At 39.4% G+C, this 23,125-nt stretch carries 10 protein-coding genes; 2 read left to right on the top strand and 8 right to left on the bottom strand.

The genetic code is table 11. The annotated features are described in order from the left end of the window. Position 1 precedes the first annotated feature (1 nt). The 4 genes from G3T18_RS17155 to G3T18_RS17140 are packed head-to-tail and all read right to left on the bottom strand — an operon-like array spanning position 2 to position 5,780. Positions 2 to 1,054 (bottom strand): hypothetical protein, encoded by a 1,053-nt coding sequence (locus tag G3T18_RS17155; protein WP_224411802.1) that lies wholly within the window; start codon positions 1,052 to 1,054, stop codon positions 2 to 4. Continuing rightward, on the bottom strand, positions 1,051 to 2,202 hold the full coding sequence (locus G3T18_RS17150; RefSeq protein WP_224411801.1) for a DegT/DnrJ/EryC1/StrS family aminotransferase: 1,152 nt from the start codon (positions 2,200 to 2,202) through the stop codon (positions 1,051 to 1,053). The genes G3T18_RS17155 and G3T18_RS17150 overlap by 4 nt, the downstream gene beginning before the upstream one ends. 30 nt (positions 2,203 to 2,232) lie before the next feature. Continuing rightward, positions 2,233 to 3,129 (bottom strand): sulfotransferase domain-containing protein, encoded by an 897-nt coding sequence (locus G3T18_RS17145; RefSeq protein WP_224411800.1) that lies wholly within the window; start codon positions 3,127 to 3,129, stop codon positions 2,233 to 2,235. Then, positions 3,126 to 5,780, bottom strand: a complete 2,655-nt coding sequence (locus G3T18_RS17140; protein ID WP_224411799.1) for an AMP-binding protein — start codon at positions 5,778 to 5,780, stop codon at positions 3,126 to 3,128. Before G3T18_RS17140 ends, G3T18_RS17145 begins: the two co-directional genes overlap by 4 nt. Before the next feature lie 258 nt (positions 5,781 to 6,038). On the opposite strand from G3T18_RS17140, the gene G3T18_RS17135 reads away from it, so the two are divergent. Continuing rightward, positions 6,039 to 16,769, top strand: coding sequence for a CHAT domain-containing protein (locus tag G3T18_RS17135; RefSeq protein WP_224411798.1), 10,731 nt, complete (start codon positions 6,039 to 6,041; stop codon positions 16,767 to 16,769). A 5-nt stretch (positions 16,770 to 16,774) separates the two neighbouring features. Here G3T18_RS17135 and G3T18_RS17130 read toward each other — a convergent pair whose 3' ends face one another. The 4 genes from G3T18_RS17130 to G3T18_RS17115 are packed head-to-tail and all read right to left on the bottom strand — an operon-like array spanning position 16,775 to position 22,555. Beyond that, entirely contained in the window at positions 16,775 to 17,488 is a 714-nt protein-coding gene (locus tag G3T18_RS17130; protein WP_224411797.1) for a hypothetical protein, read from the bottom strand. Between the two features lie 13 nt (positions 17,489 to 17,501). Next, positions 17,502 to 19,895 carry a CHASE2 domain-containing protein gene (locus G3T18_RS17125; protein WP_224411796.1) on the bottom strand — a complete coding sequence of 798 codons (2,394 nt, stop codon included), beginning with the start codon at positions 19,893 to 19,895 and terminating at the stop codon, positions 17,502 to 17,504. Between the two features lie 46 nt (positions 19,896 to 19,941). Then, positions 19,942 to 21,069 (bottom strand): DUF1822 family protein, encoded by a 1,128-nt coding sequence (locus G3T18_RS17120; RefSeq protein WP_224411795.1) that lies wholly within the window; start codon positions 21,067 to 21,069, stop codon positions 19,942 to 19,944. Position 21,070: 1 nt separating this feature from the next. Then, on the bottom strand, positions 21,071 to 22,555 hold the full coding sequence (locus G3T18_RS17115) for a hypothetical protein (RefSeq protein ID WP_224411794.1): 1,485 nt from the start codon (positions 22,553 to 22,555) through the stop codon (positions 21,071 to 21,073). A gap of 374 nt (positions 22,556 to 22,929) precedes the next feature. Between G3T18_RS17115 and G3T18_RS17110 the strand changes: the two genes are divergently transcribed. Beyond that, positions 22,930 to 23,125, top strand: a 196-nt coding sequence (locus G3T18_RS17110; RefSeq protein ID WP_224411793.1) for a hypothetical protein, incomplete at its 3' end; no start/stop codon positions are given.

Below are 23,125 nucleotides of genomic sequence, written 5' to 3'. Positions count from 1 at the left end.
TTTAGTGGTGCTGCACGAAACGATTTTGTTCAAAGTATTTACTTAAGAGGTGAGACGAAAATTGGTTTAAAGATTCATCTGAAGAAAGAACCGACTCAGCGATCGCTGCAACCACTTGTCCCCCACAAGTAAAAACTTTCTGATTCCAAAAATCAATGGGGGTACTTTCTAACTGAAAAATCGAGCGCGGAGCAACAACTGTCACATCTTTACCCATCATCGGAGGAACATAAATATGACTGCCAAAGTCCCCTTCCGTCAAAAATAGGCAGTGCCGAGCATGATAAATCAGACAGGCTTGCTCTGGAAATGAAGTACATCGGTAGTGATAACCAATGTTTTTTTCAGGAAAATCTGAGTGACTATCAAGCCAACGCCCAGTATCAAAGGAAAGCAAAACAATTTTAACCTGACGGCTTAAATGTTCAATTAAAGACTCTGTTTCTAGTAAATCTGGGGAGGGTTGTTTGGTAGAAGTATCCCGCTTACGAGTTTGAATGAGTAAAAAAGGTTCATCTAAAGAAAACTTTAGCCGTTCTTCAATGACTAAACGCCAGCTTAGATCGGGTTCAATTTTTCGATAGAGATTATTTTCAACATCAAGAAGGTCGTAAATATCCATCACACCATCATTACGACTCCAGCCAAACAAACAATCATTAATTCGAGTAGGACGAGCGCTGAGAATAAAACGCACAGGCTGATTTAAATTTCCTTGTAAAATCTGCGAATTTTTCCAGATAAACTGTTTAAGTTGATGACGTAATAAAAGCTTCAGGGATTTCTCCTTAAACTGACCGATGAGGCGATAGCGGGGTAACTCTGCTGGAGAGAAGATTCCCCAGTAAGCAGAAGCTCGACTTTGCTTAAACAAAGGAACTTCGGAAATATCGACAAATTCATCAGCCGTTTCATAAAGGAGATAAAGATTAGCACGGCTACAGCAAATAATCTTATCTTCTAGCGCGATCGTCGTGGCGAACTTACGTACAACCCCCTGCCAATTCAGTAGCTCAAAACCAAATTCTCCTTGAAAGACAAAAACATAAATCATCCCATCTCCTCCCGACCAAAACGTTGAATACAATCAACCACTTTACTTAATTCATTCTCAGTGAGGGACTGATGAATAGGGAGACAAAGGGTTGTATTCGCAGCCATCTCAGCATAAGGCAATGTTTCCTGTCGAGCGAAAAATTTTACCCAATGTAGAGGATAGTAGCGAAACGTCGTATAAATATCGCGATCGCGCAGATATCGAGCCAGGCGATCGCGGTACAATGGCTCAGTTTGAATCCAGTAGAAATAATACGAAGACTCCGCCTCTTGAGGAATCGAAGGGGGTCTTTCTAGCCAAGTTTCCCCAACCAAAGCTTCGTTATAAAACTGATAAACAGCCCTTCGTCGCTCAATAAAGTCAGGCAATTTTTTCAATTGTTCAACCCCAATCGCCGCAGCAATATCATTCATAATCGCTCGTCTACTAGGGGAGTCGATTTCAAATTCCCACCACCTCGACTTCGCTTGACTTGATAGCCCACTCTGAGTCTTCAATCCCAGATAGAGCAGACTTTCTGCCCGCTTTGCCATCTCAGGAGTCCGACAACGAATCATCCCGCCGTCCCCAGTGACTAAAATCTTCATGGCATCAAAAGACCAAACAGCCACATCCCCAAATGTACCGCAAGCTTGTCCGCGCCAGCGAGAAGAAACGCTACAGGCACAATCTTCAATCAGTTTAATTTTATACTCAGCCATTAAAGACACCATAGCATCCAGATCGCAAGGGACACCGCCATAGTGCATGAGCATCACTGCTTTCGTTTTGGGGGTAATTTTGGCTTCCACCATCTCTACCGTTGGATTTAGAGTCCGAGGGTTTACATCACAGAAAACAGGTTTTGCACCACTGCTGGCGATCGCATTTCCTGCCCCAACAAAACTAATAGTTGGTAAAATCACTTCGTCTCCCGCACCGATTTCTAATAGAGACAGAGATTGAAATAATCCTTCCGTACAGCAGCTAACACTGCGAATAAGAGAGGCATCACTACCAAGATGGTCAGCAAAGTCTTTCTCAAATTGCTCTGTTACCTTTCCCTTCCCTAGCCAATTTGAAGCAAAAACCCGCTCCACCGCAGCAAGTTCTTCTTCTCTGAGAGAAGGCTGAAATACACCGATCGTAATTTTTTTATCGTCCATCTTGAGAGCTAAGATTACGGCTAGATACTATTAGTCAGTAAGGGTATCCTGAGCAGAAACTAACCAACTTTCAGTATATTGATTGTTAAATCGCTCGTGTAATGCCCGAATTTCTGGGTATAAGCGTGCAGTAATTTCTCGTCGCAGCTCCTTCGGCATTGGCAAAGAACCCTTGTTAGCAAATACTTTCTTTTGAAGATAAGGGCTGATGTAAACCTCACTTTCAGGAACATTCAGAAAACGATAGATGTCGAATAATAGATCGCGAGGGGAATGGACAATTTGCTCAAAAAAGCCAATAAAGATCTGCTCGGAAACAAAATGTTTTTCCCAAACAGACAGTGTTGATGTATAAGAAGAATATGGAATAGATTTAAGCCGATCGAAATGCTGCTTTATCGTCTCATATTTGACTTGATCTAGACTTAAATTTTTGAATCTGCTTAAATACATTCTTATTTGTGACCACGCACGATCGACAGGGTTACGCAATAAATAGATAATTTTAAGCTCTGGCATTAACCGATAAATTTGGATTACTTTTTCTTCTGGTAATAACGCATAGGTAGGAGTTATTTCCCCGGCAATTTGCCCTGGCTTAGGGACAAACAAAGCATTGTACCATCGATCGTCATGAGTATAGAAGCTGAATCGCACAAACCAATCGATCGTATCTAAAGGTAACTGCAAGTTCTTGAGATCGAGGATAATCTCCCTAGCCAAAGCTCTAAATTGACTTAACATGAAATAGCGTTTAGCTGGATTAGAACCAAAGCTCATTCTGATGTTAGGTGACGATGACCAATCAAAATAATGTAGTTCCTTAACCGGTGGTAACCAGAGATTAGGATGATAACGTAGATTGTTATAAAGCCATGTTGTACCGGACTTCATTGCACCAATACAGAGGAAATCGGGAAGAGTCATTTGGAGTTTCCGTTAAGATGTAAGAGGTGACGTACTTGCTGTGCTGTCGTTTCCAGATGAATACCTAAATAAGAATTGTAGTTTCCCTGAGTCGGATAAATTTTAACTTCATTGTCAATCCATTGAGTAACACCCATTGTCGGAGTTTGGGCATAGTAATCTTCACTAACTATTAATGACACTGGTTGTTTGTAACGCATAGTGGGTACACGATCTTGTAGCAGTTGATTATATCGCGATCGCGCTCGCAGGATTTGGCGATCGCGCTGAAAATTCGCTCCAAAAACAACCGCAGGATTTAAAGGAGAATCTTTGAAAGTCTTCACCAAATAACTCACTCTTTCTCGATTACTTTGGTTTTGGATTTGCCTCCAATGATATTTTGCCCGCTCCACCCAGTAATTTCCCGCTCTGGGTGTTCCTTGTTCAGTTAAATTAGGTAAGCGCGTATTCAACAGCAGCAAAAATACCCTTTCTCCTTCGCGATCGAGGCAACAAGCCATTTCATAAGCCACTTTCCCCCCAACACACTCTCCACTCAAATAGTAAGGTCCCTGGGGTTGTAATTCTCGTAACTCCACCAAATAATCTTCCACCATCTCAGCTACAGTTTCGTGGGGCTGAGTTTCCCCATCTTGACCGCGCCCAAAGAAACCATACACCGTTTGTGCAGTACCCAGCAAGTGAAGCAAACGTCCATAAGTTAAAAACTCTTCTTCTCCACCCCCACCTCCTGGGATCAGGAACAGAATCGGCTCAACCTGACTTCCTGTTTTTAGCAACCGTAATGACTTAAACCCTGAATCCGATAAGTTTTGTGTTCCCTTTCTCTGAGAAGCCATGAGGCGTTCAATTACAACAGCTTGCTCCTGAATAGTCCTAGCATCAAAAAGGTCGGTTACAGACAGTCGTAGCGCAAACGTGCGTTCAATTTGATTCATTAACTGTGCAGCCGTCATCGAGTCCCCACCGCTCTCGAAGAAATTCTGATTTAGACTGATTTGAGGCACATTCAAAACCTCACACCAGACCCTTACCAATTGTTTTTGGGTTTCGGTTTGAGGGGCAATAAACTCCCTCACCTGACCCGATAAATCGGCAAAGAGAGATTCAGAAGCTTGTAACCCTAACTTCTCCCACAGTCCAATTCGTTGCAGTTTACCCGTTGCTCCTTTAGGAATGCTGTCCACGATCGCCATCTGATGAGGTACTTTAAACGAGGATAACCGCGTGGCAACAAACTGTTGTAACTCCCGAACCGTCACGTTCTCTTCTCGCAAGACGACTGCCGCTCCTACCTCTTCGCCCAAGACAGGGTTAGGAATGCCAAACGTCACTGCCTGAGCAACGGCTGGATGTTCCAGTAACACTTCATCAACTTGGCGAGGCAGAATTTTTTCACCGCCCCGATTAATAATCTCTTTCAGACGACCACTAATTGTCAAGTAGCCATCTCGATCGAAAAAGCCTTGGTCTCCGGTACGGAACCAACCATCGCTGAATGCTTTAACATTGGCTTCGGAATTACTTGCGTAGCCAAGGGTGACATTGGCACCCCGAATGACAATCTCGCCTTGTTGACCGATTGGCAAAAGGTTGCTGTTATTTTCATCCATTATCCTCACCTCTGGTCCGGCAGCAAGACCGACAGTACCAGGCTTACGTTCCAGAGGCGGTAGGGGATTACTCGTCATTTGATGAGAAGCTTCAGTCATGCCGTAGGCTTCAATCACTGGTGCATTGAAGGTCTTTTCCAACTTAGCCATCACCGAAGGAGCTAGGGAGGAAGAGGAAGAGCGAATAAAACGCAACTTTAGTTGGTCAATAATTGCCTGATTACTGTTGGCACGCTCTAAAATAGACTGATGGATGGTAGGAACTGCTGTGTACCATGTAGGCTGAAATTTTTGCATCCACTCAAAGAAATGAGGGGCGAGAAAGCCAGGGGTGCAAACTACACTGCTTCCCGCCCTCAAAGAGGTCATTAGGGCGGCAATTAAGCCGTGAATGTGGAACAATACCATTACATTTAAGCAGAGGTCTATTTCTGTTAAGTGCAATGTGCTGCAAATATTGTCTGCCGAGTTCAGGATGTTGCGGTGGGTAAGCGGCACAATTTTAGGTCGAGAGGTTGTCCCTGATGTATGCAAAACAAGGGCTACATCATCAGTTTCTGCATAACCAGGGTAGGAAACCTTGCCAATTTTCTCTGCTTCTAGAGTAAAAATGCCCGCAGTCTCTCCACTCAGACTCAGTTCAATAATGGGAATATTCTGTTCACTTGCTACGCTTCGAGCCGCCGATTGAAGCTCGGCAGCAATGATGATTGCTTTGGCTTGGAGATCGCTGAGGTAAAATTCAAATTCTGGCACTTGGTAGTTGGGATTTAGGGGAGCGCTGGTAGCGCACGAGGCAACCCCAAGAAAGGCAACAGCCATTTCTGGTCCGTTGGGTAAAACAATTGCAACTCGATCTTGGCGACCAATGCCCAATTCATTTAGGGTAGTGACGATCTTGGTAACGGTCTTGAATAAGTCTCTGTACGTCAATGGTCTTCGGTCAATTCCCAGAATTGCTATTTGCTCAGCTCGTTTTCTGCTTTCTTCTTCTAGAAGAAGAGGAATTGGGTTTACACCTAAATCTATTTTCATGTTCTTGAGATTAGAGAGACGTTTTTAGTTGCTGCTTTAGCAGCCGAGTCGTGCTTCCTCCCTAGTCTTTCCAGCGAGGGAGGAAGCACTCCCGCTTCTTTCTCGTGACTTGTTTGCTTACTTGTCACATTGGATTTTCTACAACAAAGTTCCTAAAGAATAAAATTCTTTTTCAAAAGTTTATATTTAGCTCAGTTTTTTGACCGTAAACTTGAAGATAAAGCCTCAAGTGCAGTTGTTACTGGAGGAGGAGAGAGGGTGTATTCTCATACTCAGCAAAATTACTTACCATTCTTCATCAAAGTGCTTGGTAAAGTACCTCTACTAGGATTGATTTTCTCCTTACTTTGGTTAGTCAATACCTCCCTAGCTCAAGCACAATCAATCATTCCCGCATCAGACGGCACAGGAACAATCGTAACACCAGACGGCTCTCGCTTCAATATTGACGGGGGAAGTCTTTCTCAGGATGGTGCAAATCTTTTTCACAGTTTTGTTCAATTTGGACTTGACAAAAATCAAATCGCTACTTTTTTATCTGACCCCCAAATTCGTAACATTTTAGGTCGGGTTGTTGGTGGCGACCCTTCGATTATTAATGGTTTAATTGAAGTTACTGGAGGAAATTCTCACCTTTATTTAATGAATCCCGCAGGAATTATTTTTGGTGCAAATGCAACCCTGAATGTTCCTGCTTCTTTTACAGCAACTACCGCAACAGGTATTGGCTTTGATGGTGGTTTGTTTAGTGCTTTTGGAACTAATAATTATCTTGATTTAGTTGGTAATCCTAACTCTTTTCGTTTTGATACTTTGCAGCCGGGAAGTATTATTAATGCTGGGGAATTAGCTGTTAGCGAGGGACAAAATTTATCTTTAGTTGGGGGAAGTGTAATTAGTACGGGTACTATCGAAGCACCAGGTGGAAATATTACAATTACTTCTGTCCCTGGAACCTCACTTGTAAGAATTAGTCAAGCGGGACAACTTCTTAGTTTAGAGATAGAAATTCCGACTGATTCGGTCGGTAATCCTTTACCAATTACTCCCTTAATGTTACCAGAATTACTGACAGTTGGCGCTAATGTGGGAGTGACAGGAGTAGCAGTTAATCCCGATAATACCATACAGTTGAATCCTGCGGCAATCCCCGTACAAACTGGCGATGTTGTGGTTAAAAATTTAACTGCTGGTGCAGCTAATTTAGCCGCCGCGAGTAACTTAATTTTAAATGAAAGTCAGTTAATTACCAGTGGAGATTTAAGTTTAATTGCGCGGGATACAGTGTTAGCAAGAGATAGTTTAACTAATCCTTTTCTTGCTTTCGCTGGTGGAGATTTATATATTCAAGGTAATCAAAGCATTGATATTTTAGCGCTGAATCATCCCCAAACTCCATTTGTTAGTAATGGTGATACTTTTATTATTAGTGATGGCGTTATTTCTCTGGATGCTCATTTTCAAAGTGGTGGTAATTTTTCAATTCTTGATTTAGCTGGTAAACCTGCGGATTTTCTTAGTTTGTATGACCCAATTATGACTGTATCTGGCGATCCTTTGATGGGTGGTTATACAGGTGCATCTTTAAAAGTAGACACAACTTCAGGAAGCGGCGATATTACTTTCACTGGTGATATTGTAATTACTACACCGGATGAAACAATTAATAATGCTGTTCCAGGAACAGATGAATATATTTTAAGTAATAATCGTGCCTTAATTTTAAGATCCGGTGCTAGTATTCAAATAGAAAATGTTAATGAAAATGCTAATATTCCTGGCACTCCTATAATTATTTTAGATGCTCAAGGAGATATTAATACAGGAAGTTTAGAGACAAGTCAGTCTGGTAATAATGCTGGCGATTTAACTATAACTGCTGGTGGAAATATTTCAACTGGATTTCTTCGAGGTATTGTTTCTAATACTACTGGTAATGGTGGTAATATCACTGTTGAGGCTGGTGGAAGTTTAACTATTGAAGGTAGTGTAACTTCTTTTTCGGCTATTGAAGATTCAGGAGATATTAATTTAATAGCTAATGAAGATATTACAATTAATTGTACTAGCGCTACATTCTGTATACAAACTTTTGCTGGTGGAACACCAGGTGTAATGCCAATGGGGGATAGTGGTGATGTTACAATTGTTAGTCGAAATGGAGGTATTAAATTTGTAAATGTTAGTGGTGAACCTGAGAATTTTGAAACTGGCTTAATTAGTACACTTAATGAGGGTCCAGGTATAGCTGGTAATATTAATATTTCGGCTCCTAATGATATTGTTCTTGGTAGTCTTATTACATTGAGCGTTCAAGGAGACTCTAGTGATATAAATATTACTAGCAGTCAGGGTTCGGTAAGTTTCTTTGGTAGAGGAACTACAGTTATTGATGTTCGTAGTTTCGATGGAAATGCAGGAAATATTAATATTACGGCATTCGGGGATATTATTACTACCAATATCGATGGTTATTCAGAAAGTAATAATGTAACGGGTAATGGTGCGACCATTAATTTAGTTAGCACGAATGGTGGAACAATTGATATTAGTGGTGGTATAGTTAACAGTTATTCGACGACTGGTGCAGGTGGTACAATTATCCTCAAAACCGATGGGATTATTAATGTAGGTGCAATTGATTCTAGTTCAATTAATAACACAGGTGGAAATATTGAATTTATTCCTAATAATAATGCAACTACCGCCGGGATAATTTTAAATGATACAATTAATACTGGTGGAGGTTCGTTAAACTTTAATGGTGCGACAACTATTAATAATGACCTAACTTTGGATACAGGAAATGTCGCAGGTGAGATTATTTTTAGGGAAACTGTTGATGGTACAAATAATCTTACTCTTAACGCTGGAGGGACAATAGAATTTCAAGCAGCAGTAGGTGAAAATACACCATTAGCGAGTTTAACAGTAAATAATGCAACAATAGTTAATTTAGCCGATAATCTCACCACTGATAACGGAAATGTAACTTTTAATGCGCCATTCAACCTCACTAATAATGCTACGCTAAATGCAGGGACGGGAATTCTTACTTTCAACGACACTTTAACCACGGGAAGTAATTCTCTCACTCTTGAAGCAAGCGAAATTGATTTCAACGGTGGGGAAAATTCAGTTATCGGTAACAGCGAGATTTTCTTACAACCAACATTAGCTAACCAAAATATTGAAATTGGTGGTTTGGGCGGTACAGATGCACTAGATTTCACCGCAGCCGAAATTGCTGCATTGCAGGATAATTTTAGTACGCTGACGATTGGTTCAGCGGAGGGAAGTGGGGATATTAATGTCGCGGGTGAAGTAAATTTTGGTATTCCGGTAGTCTTACAAACGCAAACCGGGACTATTTTGGTTGACGGTAATTTAGTTGGGAGTGGTAATGCTAGCTTTACATTTAATGCACCCACTATTAACCTGAATGCTAATGTGACGACTGAAAATCAGAATCTCATTTTCGGCGGTCAAGTCAATTTGACGGATAATGCTAATGTTACCTTGAGTACGGATATTGGTGCAGGAAATATCACTTTTAGCGATACTCTCGATGGGACGGGTAATCTTAATTTGGCGGCGGGAACTGGTATAATTCAGTTTGACGGTAATTTGGGCGATAATGACCCCATTGGTGAGTTAACTATTAGTAACGCTGGAAATACTTTTGTTCCGAATCAGATTACGACGGATAATGCTAATCTGACGTTTAATAGTGCAGTTACGCTGAACGATACAAACGATGCTACTTTTAATGTGGGAACTGGGACAATAAGTTTCAATGGTAGCTTTGCAATTGGTGATGCTAATCTGACACTAATTGCTGACGATCTTAATTTTACAGGTGGAGAAGATTCAATTACAGGTACGAGTAACTTAATCTTGCAACCTGCGACGGTGACAGAGGAAATTAGTTTGGGTGGGGAGGGAGAAAATTTCAATCTCACCAGCGAGGAAATAGATACATTTGCAAATGGTTTCAATTCGTTGACTTTCGGAAGTAGCGACGGAAGTGGGAATATTAATATTGATGAGATTAGTTTACGCGATCGCGCCACTATTCAATCTGGAACTGGAACAATCCTCGTTAATGGTACGATCTTTGGTAACGATGATGCAGCAATTACCCTCAGTACGAATGGAAATATTACTCTAGGAAATATCTTTACCGAAAATAACGATATTAATCTCAATGGTAATCTCATCCTCGCTACTCCTGCTACCCTCAGTACGGATACAGGAATTGGAAATATTACGATTAGCGGTACAATCGAGGGCAATAATAATCTTACTCTGGCTGCGGGTATTGGGACAATTGCTTTGGGTGACGAAGTTGGGGGTATTTTACCTTTGACTGGGTTAACTGTCGGTAGTGCGAGTAACTTGACGGTTGGATCTAATCTTACTACCGATGGCGATATCTTAATTAATAGTCCCATAACTCTCAACAATAATCTTATCTTTGCTGCTGGTACGGGAGGAATTACACTCAATGATATTGTAACTGCTGCGGGAACTGCCGATCTAACTTTAGCAGCGACGCAGGATATTACCACCAACAACATTCTTACCAATGGTGGGGAAATTAGTATTGATAGCAGTAATGGTATTATCGATACAAGTTTGGGAATTTTAGACGCAAGTAATGGAGGTGGAATTAATTTCACTGCTGAGACGATAATTCCAGGTAATCTCAACACTACTAATAATGATATCTTGCTTGACGGTGCAGTAACTCTGACAATTCCAGTGGAAATTACCAACAGTAACGGAGATGTTACTTTCAACAATACTATTGACGGAAATCAACCTTTAACTATCGAAGCTGGTAACGGAGTTGTACAATTTACAGATAATCTTGGTGCAACGATACCGCTTGGAGGGTTAGAAGTCAACAATGCAACAGAAGTTACCGTTGCAGGTGATATTACGATTGATAATAACGATTTAATCTTCAATAGTCCCGTAAATGTTCTCAATGCGGTGACTTTTACGACTGGAACTGGGACAATTAGCCTTAATAGTAGTTTAAATGCAGCGAGTAATAACTTGACGCTGGTTGGTGATGAAATAAATTTCGCTGGAGGGAATAACTCTCTTAGCGGGACAGGATCGATTTCCCTGCAACCAAGTACACTAGATTTAGCTATAGTAATCGGGAATGATCCCAGTAGCGAGAATAGCTTAGATTTGAATGCAAATGAACTAGCAAGTCTAGCTAATGGGTTTAGCGAGATTATTATTGGTGCAAATGACGGAAATGGTGAGATTACGATCGCCAATAATATCATTTTCCAAGACCCGGTGATAATTCAAGCCCCAGGAGTTGCAGGGAGAATTGTCGCGAATGGTACAATTACAGGTATCGATGATGCTGCAATTACTTTAACTGCGGCTAATCTTACTCCTCAAGATATTGTTACTGAAGATAACGATATTACTCTCAATGGTGTGACAAGTCTCACGACTCCGGTGACTTTGAATGCTGTTAGCGGTACGATTAACTTGAATGGAGATTTGTTCGCTGGTAGCAACGATCTCAGTTTAATCGCTGATGACTTGAATTGGACTGGTGAGTTAACGGGGACGGGAAATTTAGACTTGCAAACAGGTACTCCGAGCCGCAATATAGAATTAGGTTCGCTTAGTGAAGACGCTTTGAGTTTAACTGAGACTGAAGTTGCTAATTTGGCGGAGTTTAACTTAGTAACGATTGGTAGTGACAGTGGTAGTGGTGAGATTATCGTTGTTAATCCGATTGTTTTCAATGTACCAGCTATTCTCGAAACAGGTACAGGATTAATTCAACTTGCTGCTAATCTTACGACAATCGGAGAAAATCTGATCTTTGCTGGTGATGTATTCTTAAATAACGATGTGGTAATAACCACAGGAACAGGTTTAGGCGATCTTATTTTTAATGGTAGGGTAGATGGTAGTCAAAATTTGGCGATCGCTACTGGCTCTGGTAATCTGGAATTTACCGATGCTGTGGGTAGTCTCACACCTTTAGTCAATTTAACCCTTTCTGGACAAGATATTACTGTCAATTCTATTGTCCAAACTCTCAACGAAGGTAGTCTGACTGTTACGAATACGGGAAACTTAGACATTAATGCTAATCTTACCCTCGATGGCGAATTTAATCAAAATGGCACAGGTGAAGTTTTCTTAGCAGGAAATATTACGACAACTAACGACAATATTATCTTTACGGGTGAAACTACTCTCGAAAATTCAAGCGAGTTTCAACTTGATAACGCGACAATTTCCTTTGGAGAGTTGAATATCGGTGATTTTCCCTTAATTTTAGCTGCTGGGGAAATTAACTTTACGGGTGGGGAAAACTCCGTAACAGGTACAAATACTCTCACTCTCCAAACCGCAGATACTACTCAGAATATCGAATTTGGAGGAAGCGGAAATACCGAAAATTTAGACTTGACAAATGCGGAATTAAATGCTTTGAGTAATGGTTTTACTTCCTTGACAATTGGACGTACTGACAGTAGTAGCAATCTTAACATTGTTGGTGAAACTAGCTTCTCCGACCCAGTAATCTTGCAAACGGGGACAGGAGAAATTAACATTCAAGGAAACCTTATCGGTATCGATAATAGTTCAATTACGCTGAATAGTGACGCGATCGCTCTCGGCGCAGATATAATTACTGAGGGAGAAGATATCTTTGTTGGTGGAAATCTCATCCTAAGTAATAATGCTAATCTCGCTACAGGTGTAGGAATTGGTAATATCTTCTTTAACGGTACAATTGATGGACAACAAGATTTAACTATCGATGCTGGTACGGGAAATGTAGATTTTACAGGTGCAATTGGTAGTGTAACAGCTTTAGGGAATGTGGCTCTTAGTGGAGAAAATATTACCTTCAACTCTCAACTCACAACTACTAACCAAGGAAGTCTAACCATCACCAACACAGGTTTATTAGACATTAATGCTAATCTTACCCTCGATGGCGAATTTAATCAAAATGGTACAGGTGCAGTTTTTCTAGCAGGAAATATTACGACAACTAACGACAATATTACCTTTGCAAGTGAAACAACTCTCGAAAATGCAAACGAGTTTCAACTTGACAACGCAACAATTTCCTTCGCTGCGTTGAATATCGGTGATTTTCCCTTAACTTTAACTGCTGGAGAAATTAACTTTACGGGTGGGGAAAATTCCGTCACAGGTACAAATACTCTGACTCTCCAAACCGCAGATATTACTCAGAATATCGAATTTGGAGGAAGCGGAAATACCGAAAATTTAGACTTGACAAATGTAGAAATAAATGCTTTGAGTAATGGCTTTACTTCCTTGATAATTGGAGATACCCAGAGTAGTAGTAATCTTAACATTGTTGGTGAAAGTAATTTCTCCGACCCAGTAATCTTGCAAACGGGGACGGGAGAAATTAACATACAAGGAAACCTTATCGCTACAGATAATAGTTCAATTACGCTGAATAGTGACGCGATCGCTCTCGGCGCAGATATAATTACTGAGGGAGAAGATATCTTTGTTGGTGGAAATCTCATCCTAAGTAATAATGCTAATCTCGCTACAGGTGTAGGAATTGGTAATATCTTCTTTAGCGGTACAATTGATGGACAACAAGATTTAACTATCGATGCTGGTACGGGAAATGTAGATTTTACAGGTGCAATTGGTAGTGTAACAGCTTTAGGGAATGTGGCTCTTAGTGGAGAAAATATTACCTTCAACTCTCAACTCACAACTACTAACCAAGGAAGTCTAACCATCACCAACACAGGTTTATTAGACATTAATGATAATCTTAACCTCGATGGCGAATTTAATCAAAATGGTACGGGTGCAGTTTTTCTAGCAGGAAATATTACGACAACTAACGACAATATTACCTTTGCGGGGGAAACTACTCTCGAAAATTCAAGCGAGTTTCAACTTGATAACGCGACAATTTCCTTTGGAGAGTTGAATATCGGTGATTTTCCCTTAATTCTAACTGCTGGAGAAATTAACTTTACGGGTGGGGAAAATTCCGTCACAGGTACAAATACTCTGACTCTCCAAACCGCAGATATTACTCAGAATATCGAATTTGGAGGAAGCGGAAATACCGAAAATTTAGACTTGACAAATGTAGAAATAAATGCTTTGAGTAATGGCTTTACTTCCTTGATAATTGGTAGCCCAGACAGTAACGGCAATATTAACATCTTCAGTAATCTTAGCTTCAACGACCCCGTAACCATCCAAACCCAAACCGGAGAAATGCAAATAAGCGGGGAAATTACAGGTCTTAATAATAGCTCAATTACCCTTTTAAGTCCGACAATTAACCTAAACTCCAATGTAACAACAGCAAACGAAAATATTACCTTCGGTGGCAATCTCTTCCTAGAGACAGATGTAGAAATTTCCACAAATACTCAAGCAGGAGATATTATTTTTGCTGGTACAATCGACGGAACCCAACAACTAAGATTAAGTGCAGGTACGGGAAATATAAACTTTCAACAAATAGTCGGTGAAAATAGTCCTTTAGCAGACTTAACCATCGACTCCGCAGCAAACATTTTCATCGCTGGAGGCATAATTACCGATAATAGTAACCAAGAATATAACGCCCCAGTCACCTTAACCGGAGATACAATTTTCAACACAGGTATAGGTGAAGGAGATATCAACTTCAATTCTGACTTAAACAGCGAAACCGGAGAAACAAACAACCTCACTCTAAGCGCCGGAGAAGGCAAAATTAGCTTCAATAATCCAGTAGGATTAGAACAAGAACTAGGTGATATTATTATCTCTAGCGCTACACAACTAACCTCCAATTCAACAATTGAAGCCGGTAGTTTATTCTATACCTCTGGTATCGAAGACATTCTCTTACAAGGAGATATTACCACCACCGCACCTGCGGGTGTCGAACTCGCCACCCAAGCCAATATAGTTACCGAAAATATTACCAGCAACGGCGGTCAAATCAATCTCTCCAGCGACACAGGTAACATTAATGTTGGTAACTTAGATGCTTCCTCAACCACAGATAACGGCGGTAACATCAGCTTATCAACTGCAACTGGAACCGTCACTAGCAACGACTTAAATACTTCCGGTGTCAGCAGTGGCGGTAACATTACCGTAGAAGCCTTAATTAGTATTAACGCCGGATTACTTAATTCTAGTGCAACCATCGGCGACGGTGGTAACATTACTCTCGACCCCATCAACGATATTGAAGTAACCGCAATTAACGCCCAAGGCGGTACTAACGGTAGCGGAGGAGATGTCGATATCACCACCCAAGCTTTCTTCCGGGCTACAGGAACATTTACCGACCAAAATAACTTACAAGTCAGTATCTCCACGGCGGGAGGCGCAGGAACAGGTTCAGTTACAATTCGTCACGACGGCGGCGCAAGATTTGTTCCCTTTGATGTTGGCGACGCAACTATCAACGGTACCGCAGGCGCAATTAGTACAGGTAGTGATAATTCTATCCTCTCATTTCGTTCTTTTCCCGGACCTTATACCCAAGAAAATATCAGTTTAATTACCTCACCTCAATTCAGTCAATTTGTCGTTGAGGGCATTCTTTCCGAAGAATCTCCCGAAAAATTACCTAACGCTTACCGAGAAGAACCTTTCCCCTTAGAAGAATACTTTACTCGCGCTTATGAAAGATATTTAAGCCAAAATCCTGAGCTTGCCGAAGTAGATATTAAAAGCCTCGAAGAAATCCAAAATGAACTAGGTTTAATTGAGAAGCTTACAGGTGAGAAACCTGCACTTGTTTACGCTGTTTTCGACCCTCAGCCCGTTTTTTCTTCTTCTAATCATCAAGCTGAACTTGACGGTACAGTTAATGAAGGTCAACTTTTACAAATTGCTCCCAACTACGAACAAGAAAACATAAAATTTGAAGAAAAATTAAGTATAGTTTTAGTTACATCTCAAGGAAATCCTATTTTTGTTCCAGTTGAGATAACACGAAAGGAATTAGAAAGACTAATTGGTAACTTTGGGTCACTCGTTTCGGCTTCAAACAATCGTTATTTACCTAAAGCTCAAGAACTTTATGACTTATTAATCAAACCAATAGAAGAGCATTTAGAAGCACAAGAAGTTACCAATATTGCTTTTATTATGGATACAAATTTACGTTCCTTACCACTAGCTGCACTTCATAATGGGCAACAATTTTTAGTTGAAAAATATAGTATAGGTTTAATGCCTAGTATGAGCCTTACTAATACCCGTTACCGCGACATTAATGAATTCGATGCTTTAGTTATGGGAACTTCAAACTTTGACCAAGCAAAATCTCCTTTAATTAAAACACCTTTACCTGGTGTTACGGCTGAAATGTCTTTTCTTACTAATTTTTGGCAAGAAACGAAAAAGTTGTCTGATGAAAAATTTACTATTAATAACTTGCGCGAAAATAAACGTTTTGGAATTATTCATTTAGGAACTCATGGGAAATTCCAGGATGGACCTCCTAGTGATTCTTTTATTCAATTTTGGGGTAATCAAAAATTAACATTAGCAGAAATTCGTGAATTAGGATTAGGTAATCCTAAAACTCCCACAGAATTGTTGGTATTAAGTGCTTGTGAAACAGCATTAGGAAATGAAGATGCTGAATTAGGTTTTGGTGGTTTAGCTCACCAAGCTGGTGTAAAATCAGTTGTTGCTAGTCTCATAGAAGTTCCAGATGTAAAAACCGCCGCATTAATAACGCAATTTTACTACAACTTAACAACTGCTCCAATTAAAGCTGAAGCACTACGACAAGCACAACTTGCATTGATAAATGGAGAAGTAGAATTAGAAAATGGATATTTGTTCGGACCAGGACTTCCTTCAGAAGGCTTGAAAATTCCCGAAAATAACGGTAGTTTAACCTCTGAAAAGCTTCAACATCCTTCTTCTTGGTCTTTTTTCACAATAGTTGGCAGTCCTTGGTAACAAATTTAATTGTTGGATTGTTCTTTACACAATTTGTTACGGATATCCTCTATTTCTTCTTCTGTTTCTGATGATAAAACAAATTCTCTGACTGCATCCCAATAAAGGTTTTTTTCTAACAAATAGTAGATTTTTTCTTCAGCAGTTATGAGAGATTCTAAGTCAGTCATTATTTTGTTATGCTGTTCGTCTATTGGCATAATTGTAAAGGGAATACGGTCTTTTGCAGAAATTTCAGTTTGTCCGTTTGGATAAATTGCTAAAAAGAAAATCTTATCCGGTTCTAACTCTACTTCTCCCTGATAAAAAATTCTTTGCTGCTGCTGTTGTTGAGAAGTTAAGTTGCGGCTCCAGATAGGTTCTGAACTATCATCTTCTGAAAAAACCTCAATTTTACTTGCATTACCTCGCCAAATAAATAAAGGATTTTCACTCCAAGTTTCACTCCAAGAAAGATTAAAAGTATCATGGACTTTGTTAGGTGCAATTGCACAAAAATTATCTCCTCTTGGCGGTTCGCCTTTTCGTCGTTTTCCTAACATTTCAAGGAGAATTTGTCTATCGAGTTGTTGCTCATTTGGGGTGTTGCTATTTTGGCTAGTTATTACACTCTTGCGATTGATTGAATCAATTTCTAGATTTGTCGCTAGAGTAGGAAAGCTAATAGTTACTAAAGTCAATCCTAAAAACCAAAGTTTGTAATTTTTTAGTGTCTGCATAGTAATTAGTCCTTTATCGAGGGAAAACGTAAATCCAGAAAATTGCGATGGGAAAAAACAAGGGAATAACAACTAAACCTAACGTATGAATTTCTATTCCTAGAAAAATATAAACGAAGGTTAATCCTAGTCCACCAAATAAAAATTGTTTTTTCTTTTTTCTGTTTACCTGAAAATATATTATCATAAATTTGCCTAACGTGGCAGCCAGTAAGATTAATAAAAAGTCAGGAATTAAAAATATTTGACGACGTTCTAGGAATTGATAAATCATATAAGCATGAGCTTCTCCAGATGTAAAATATTTACGATTTTTTTGACATTCTTTCGGTTTATTTGATGAGTTTACTTGAGCTAAAGAATAACAACGCCAGTAGTTTATAGCTGGAGGTATTTGATATCTGTCTTCTACCTGGTCATAGGCATCAGCAGCAATAATAATAATTTGGTTTTCAATTTTTTGTATTTGTTCTAGATTACTTGAGTTAGATTCTAGAAGCTGCCAAGCTGGAATTTTATCAGCAACTTGTTCGGGTGGGATTGAGAAATCAATAATTGAACGCCAATTAAAAAAAGAAGGTGATTTCCTGAAACTAACTTTTAAGTCATTTTCTTGGATAAATAAATTAAAGTTTTCTTCTGGAAAATTTTGTTGAATAAGAGGATTTAGAGAAGAGTTTTGTTGAAATTTAGAAGAAAGTGCCAATAAATAAGCAAAAGGACATGATTTAGGACATTTTTGGTCTTTAGGCAACTCAACATCCCACAACCAAAAGGTTGCATCTCCTTTCTGATACCAATTCTCGGAATTAACTAATCTGTGAAATGCAAATAATTCTTCTTCTTGTTTGCTGGCAAAAACGAACCAAGTGTTATTTTTTACTTGGGCTGATATGAGTGCTTGGGTAAGTTGTTCGTTACCAGTTTCTTCTGTGTCCAAAAGATAATTAATGCCGATAATTTTCGCATTGAGGTTAGTAAGTCTGTTTATCAGTTGCGCTAGATATCGACGATCTATATGATCGAGAAACTCAAATTGTGAAATTTGTTTTTTTGCTTTGTCAATTGATTCAGTATCGATGGCAATTATTGTGACTGGAGGCTGAGTTTCTAGTGCAGTTTGTCTGGTGAAGTCGCGATAGATAGCTTGGGTGAGAATCCGCCAATCTAAGAGAAAATCTTGGACAGGTACTAACAAATTAAGCAAAAGAACAGTAGAAAGAGCGATCGCCTCTTTTCGGGTTGGTTTCCAATTTCGCCACCAACGCTGGAAACCCAACGGCTCAATCTGGAAGAGTTTGGCTTTGTCGGAGGGATGGCGAAATAGAGACGGAATCAGATATGCAGAGGGATAAGCACTTTTCTCTCTCTCAAAATATTCACAAGCTGCTTGCATTGACTGTTGGACATCTTTGTGCATAGCAAGACTTTGACAAAACTGTTTGAGAAAAGCATGAGCAACGCGATCGCTAATTTTCTCGCGCATAGCTACTACTTGATGCAATCCTAACCCGATCGAGTATTCCGCAAGACTCGTTCCGCAACAAGAGTTGAAAATCGCTACTTTCAGCCCTCGCTCGATCGCTTGAATAAGCTGAAATTCAATTTCGCTGAGGGAAATAGTAACGCCCGGAGCAAGTTCTAATCTTCCCCCAGTGTGTATTGTCTCATCGCTGTGTCCCGCAAAAATCAGTATGTCCCAACCAATCTCATCGGTTAGTTTCTCAACCAATTTTTGCCGAAAATTATCTAAATTCTCTCCCAGTGTAAATTTTACTTCTTCGACCTGGGCGACTTTATTCAGCGATCGCACTGCACGCCGATCTTCATTTACATTTAGTTCTGAAGTAGCTGCTATAATTACTAAAATTCTCGGTTTTCCTCGTCTTTCAACGAAAACAGCTCCATTACCTACATTAAGCGGAGTGCGAGATATCTGAATTTTTGCATTTGGTGCAATTTTCCATGCTTCCCAAGGTAATCTAGTTAACTCAGGAGAATCGCAAGTAATTAATAAATCGATGCAGTCATCATTAGTTTTCCATAACTTTTTCGTTACTTTTTTCTCCTCGACTGCACCTTGAATTTTTTCTCTAATTGGTAGTAATTCTTGACTTCCCAACCATCGTTGAAATTTTTGCAACAGTTCTTTTTCGGCTGACTCCGTGCGATTTTTCCAATCAACTGAAAATGACGGGGTAAAGCTAAATTCATCTTCTACTCTCCCCCTGAGAGTAGATTCATAAGCTTTTAAATAAGAATATTGCCAAGTTTCTGTAAGTCTATCTAATTCTTCTGGATATGAAAGTGCAGCCGAAATTTGCTGTCTATCATCCCAAGTCAGCAGAAATTTACAATCTAGTCCTGTACGCCAAATATTTAATTGATAGACCGAACAGAAGTTCATATTTATTTATTACTCATACTCTGAAATAATTATTTTTTACAGGGAGTCAATTTTTTTTAGTAATCCCATCGATAAACACCAAAGGCTCTAGAGTTTCTTCTGAACCATTGAAAGTAATTTTAACTGAAAACTGGTCATCGTAACTACCAATTAACCGCCGATAAAAGTAATCATCATTTTTTTCTAAAATTTTATCGGAAAGCACCCGATCTTGGTCACTAATTTGTAATCTGAGTCCTTTAGGTAAACTTACACCAGACTGCATTGCTAATAATAACAATAACGACCATTCTTGAGCATCATTATCTTGTTGAGGTAAAAGCCAAGTTGCCGCTAACAGTTGTAGATGAAGATTAGCAAGAATTATTTTGCGACAGCAGCCGCGTGCGTGGTGAGGAATTTCCAAACCGCGACGATTCAATTCCGCGATCGCATTTTCAAAGACTGCTATCGAACGAAATCCTTGTACGCTAGCAACTGATAATCTGGAAGGAAAACTCCAATTTAAACTTCTAGTTATTTCATCAATCTCATCCTGTAACCATAGTGCTACATTGACTACTTTTTTGCTAATTTTCTCTGTTGATTTCACAGGTAAATTAATAGCACTCGGCTCTAGATAACGTAAGTAATACAAAAGATGATTGGCTTCAAAATCTAGCAAATTTAATGGCAAATGATAGTAATCATTGTCGGTAATAATTATTTTTTTATGCCAATAATCAATTAATTTTTGATAATCGATACTTCCTTTAACGATCGCCTCTTCGTGTTCTTCGTCAATTGCCATAACTACATAAAAATGAGCCGCCATATCGAAGTCATCAATTACTAACTTTGGCAGCAAAATCATTTCTTCATTTAGGATATTTTCTGCTAAAATTAGACATAATTTAAATTCTCCAACTTGTAAATTATATACAGCTTCAAGAGTTTTAGCTTTTTCTGGTTGAAAAATAGAACAATTATCGACTGAACCTTTGCCAAATCTTTCTTTGAGCCATCTTACAAAAGCTAATGTAGCTAAAACATGAGTATAAATTTGCCACTGAGATTCTTCATTCTCTCCAGTTTCGCTCTTATTGATTGCTTGTTCGTAATCTTCTGCTTCTAAAGGAATAACTTCCGGTAAAAATGTTCTTAATTGAGATATTTCATTAAATAATTTAGACATTTTAGGTTCCTTTTTTATCAAGATATATCTGTAATTTTTGAGCGTACAAACTTTGAAAAATACGACTTTTAGCTTTTTGGGTTTCTGTAGCCGCTTCGAGAAAAACTTCTTCATCTAAAAAAAATTCCACTTCTTTAGTGAGATTATCTAAAGCTTCTCGTGAATGCTTAGTCGGGCTATGTTGTAGAAGACTTGACAAAAAAATGTCAGTAGTTTGTTCTCGTACATGGCTGAGAATACCTCTTAAATTTAAGACGCGACTTAGTTGTGATTGATTGCTAAATTGGAGTTGCTCTGCTACCTCCTTTTGAGATTTACTTTGACAATAAATCAGTCGTAGTGCTGGGATAAACTTATCTGCAAAAGACACATATTTACGACTTTTACCGAGCGAGAAAATTTGCTTATCGATTGCCTTGTCAATTGCTTTTGATAAGGCAAACTCGAGGAGCTGAGGAAGTAAAAACCGAATATTTTCTTTAGCTATTTTCTCATATATTTCTTCAAGATTACCTGAAGATTTTTCGCAAATAAACTCAAATTCAGTTGAATTTTCTTCTAAGGAAGATAGCTCTAGAGATTTTATCTGTCGATAATGAGGATAATTTATAGTTTTTGTAACTCGATCCGCTCTTAAATTCTCAGCAATTTCTTGAATTTTATCTTGAAATTCTCTGATTTTTTGCTCTGGGCAATTAGATGATGATTGCCAAAATATTTCTTTTTTTTGCAAAAGCTTTAACATTTCTAAAAGTTGTGCTGATGTCGGGTGAGGACATTTACCACCTCTTTTAGCTTTTCGAAGGTAGTCGCGGCGATAAACAGCATGAAAACTTTTTACGATCTCACGTTCTTGTTGAGTAAGATACTTTAATTGTGGTTCTCGTACCTTGTTCAGTAAACTCCACGGACTACTCATTTCTAGTCCGTACTCGACCAACAAAAATTGTTTGAGGTCTTGATTTTGTTTCGTCAGTCGAAATGCCCAATTTGATAAACTTTCTTGGCGAGATCCTAATTGATAACTTGCCAAAATTTCGATGGCAAAAAGTTGCATTTGACTATTATTAGTAATTTCATTGTGATTGTAAATAAGCTGACTATTTGTTTGTCGCTCCAAGATAAGCAACTCTTTGCCATCATCGAGTAAAACAGTTGGGAGTAGTTCTTCGCAGGTAAAATTATAGCGATCGCCAAATCGATGAGCGATCGTTTGACAAGCTTGGGCAATACTATGAGAGACATAACATCTCAAGCAAAGTCCTGCCAGTGCAGCTTGATACAAATCGTCTGGTGACGAGTGAGAAGTGCGAAACTCCGATAGTAAACGCAACTGGATGTGATGTTCTTGTGTGCGTGATAATGTTTGAATCTCGCATAAGTCAGGAAACTCTGTCTGAAAAAATTGTTTTGCTGTAGCCAACGTCAAGCCGCTACTGTTAGATTTGACTGTGCGAATTCGCCAATATCTCCAAGGAGAAAGCATAGCTACTGGTTGGTTGAGAATTGAATAGGCTCTATCTATTAATAAGAATTTACCTACTGAGGTTATGCAGTTTCCAGCGCGATCGCCTCTGGTAAACCCCTGCTAAACTGAATTTCCACCTCAATCTCCCACTGCATGAGCTACTCCCAGCTAACTCTATTTAGAGAGTAGCTACTCCAAGTTAGAAATTGAAAGGCTCCCCCAACAAATACCGAGAAGCAAGATGTCTAAATCAACCAAACTGAAACTAACCGCGATCGCGTCGCACTCAAACTCGTCTTCCTCATTCCAGTTCACCAAGAAGAACCGGAAAGTTGTTGCTTTCTGGAGGTTTGCTAAAATTTCTATGGAGATAAGTACAAGGTTGAATAAAGATGGTACAGCGATTGAAAAGCTGGGAATCGCCTCGTCGTCAGGGACGCAACGATAAAGGTAAAGGTGGTTCGGCGAGACAGCGACAACTCCGCAAGCGACAACAAATGCTTCGTAATCGACTTAAGAATGATTCGAGCAAGGAGAAGGGGGACAAGCCCCAGGAAAGGAAAAATAAAGGTTCCCAGGGAAGAGAAA

Origin of the sequence: Oscillatoria salina IIICB1, assembly GCF_020144665.1 — a bacterium.
Classification (GTDB): domain Bacteria; phylum Cyanobacteriota; class Cyanobacteriia; order Cyanobacteriales; family SIO1D9; genus IIICB1.
Note: the sequence above shows the minus strand (reverse complement) of the source record. Positions and strands in the feature narration are given on the sequence as shown.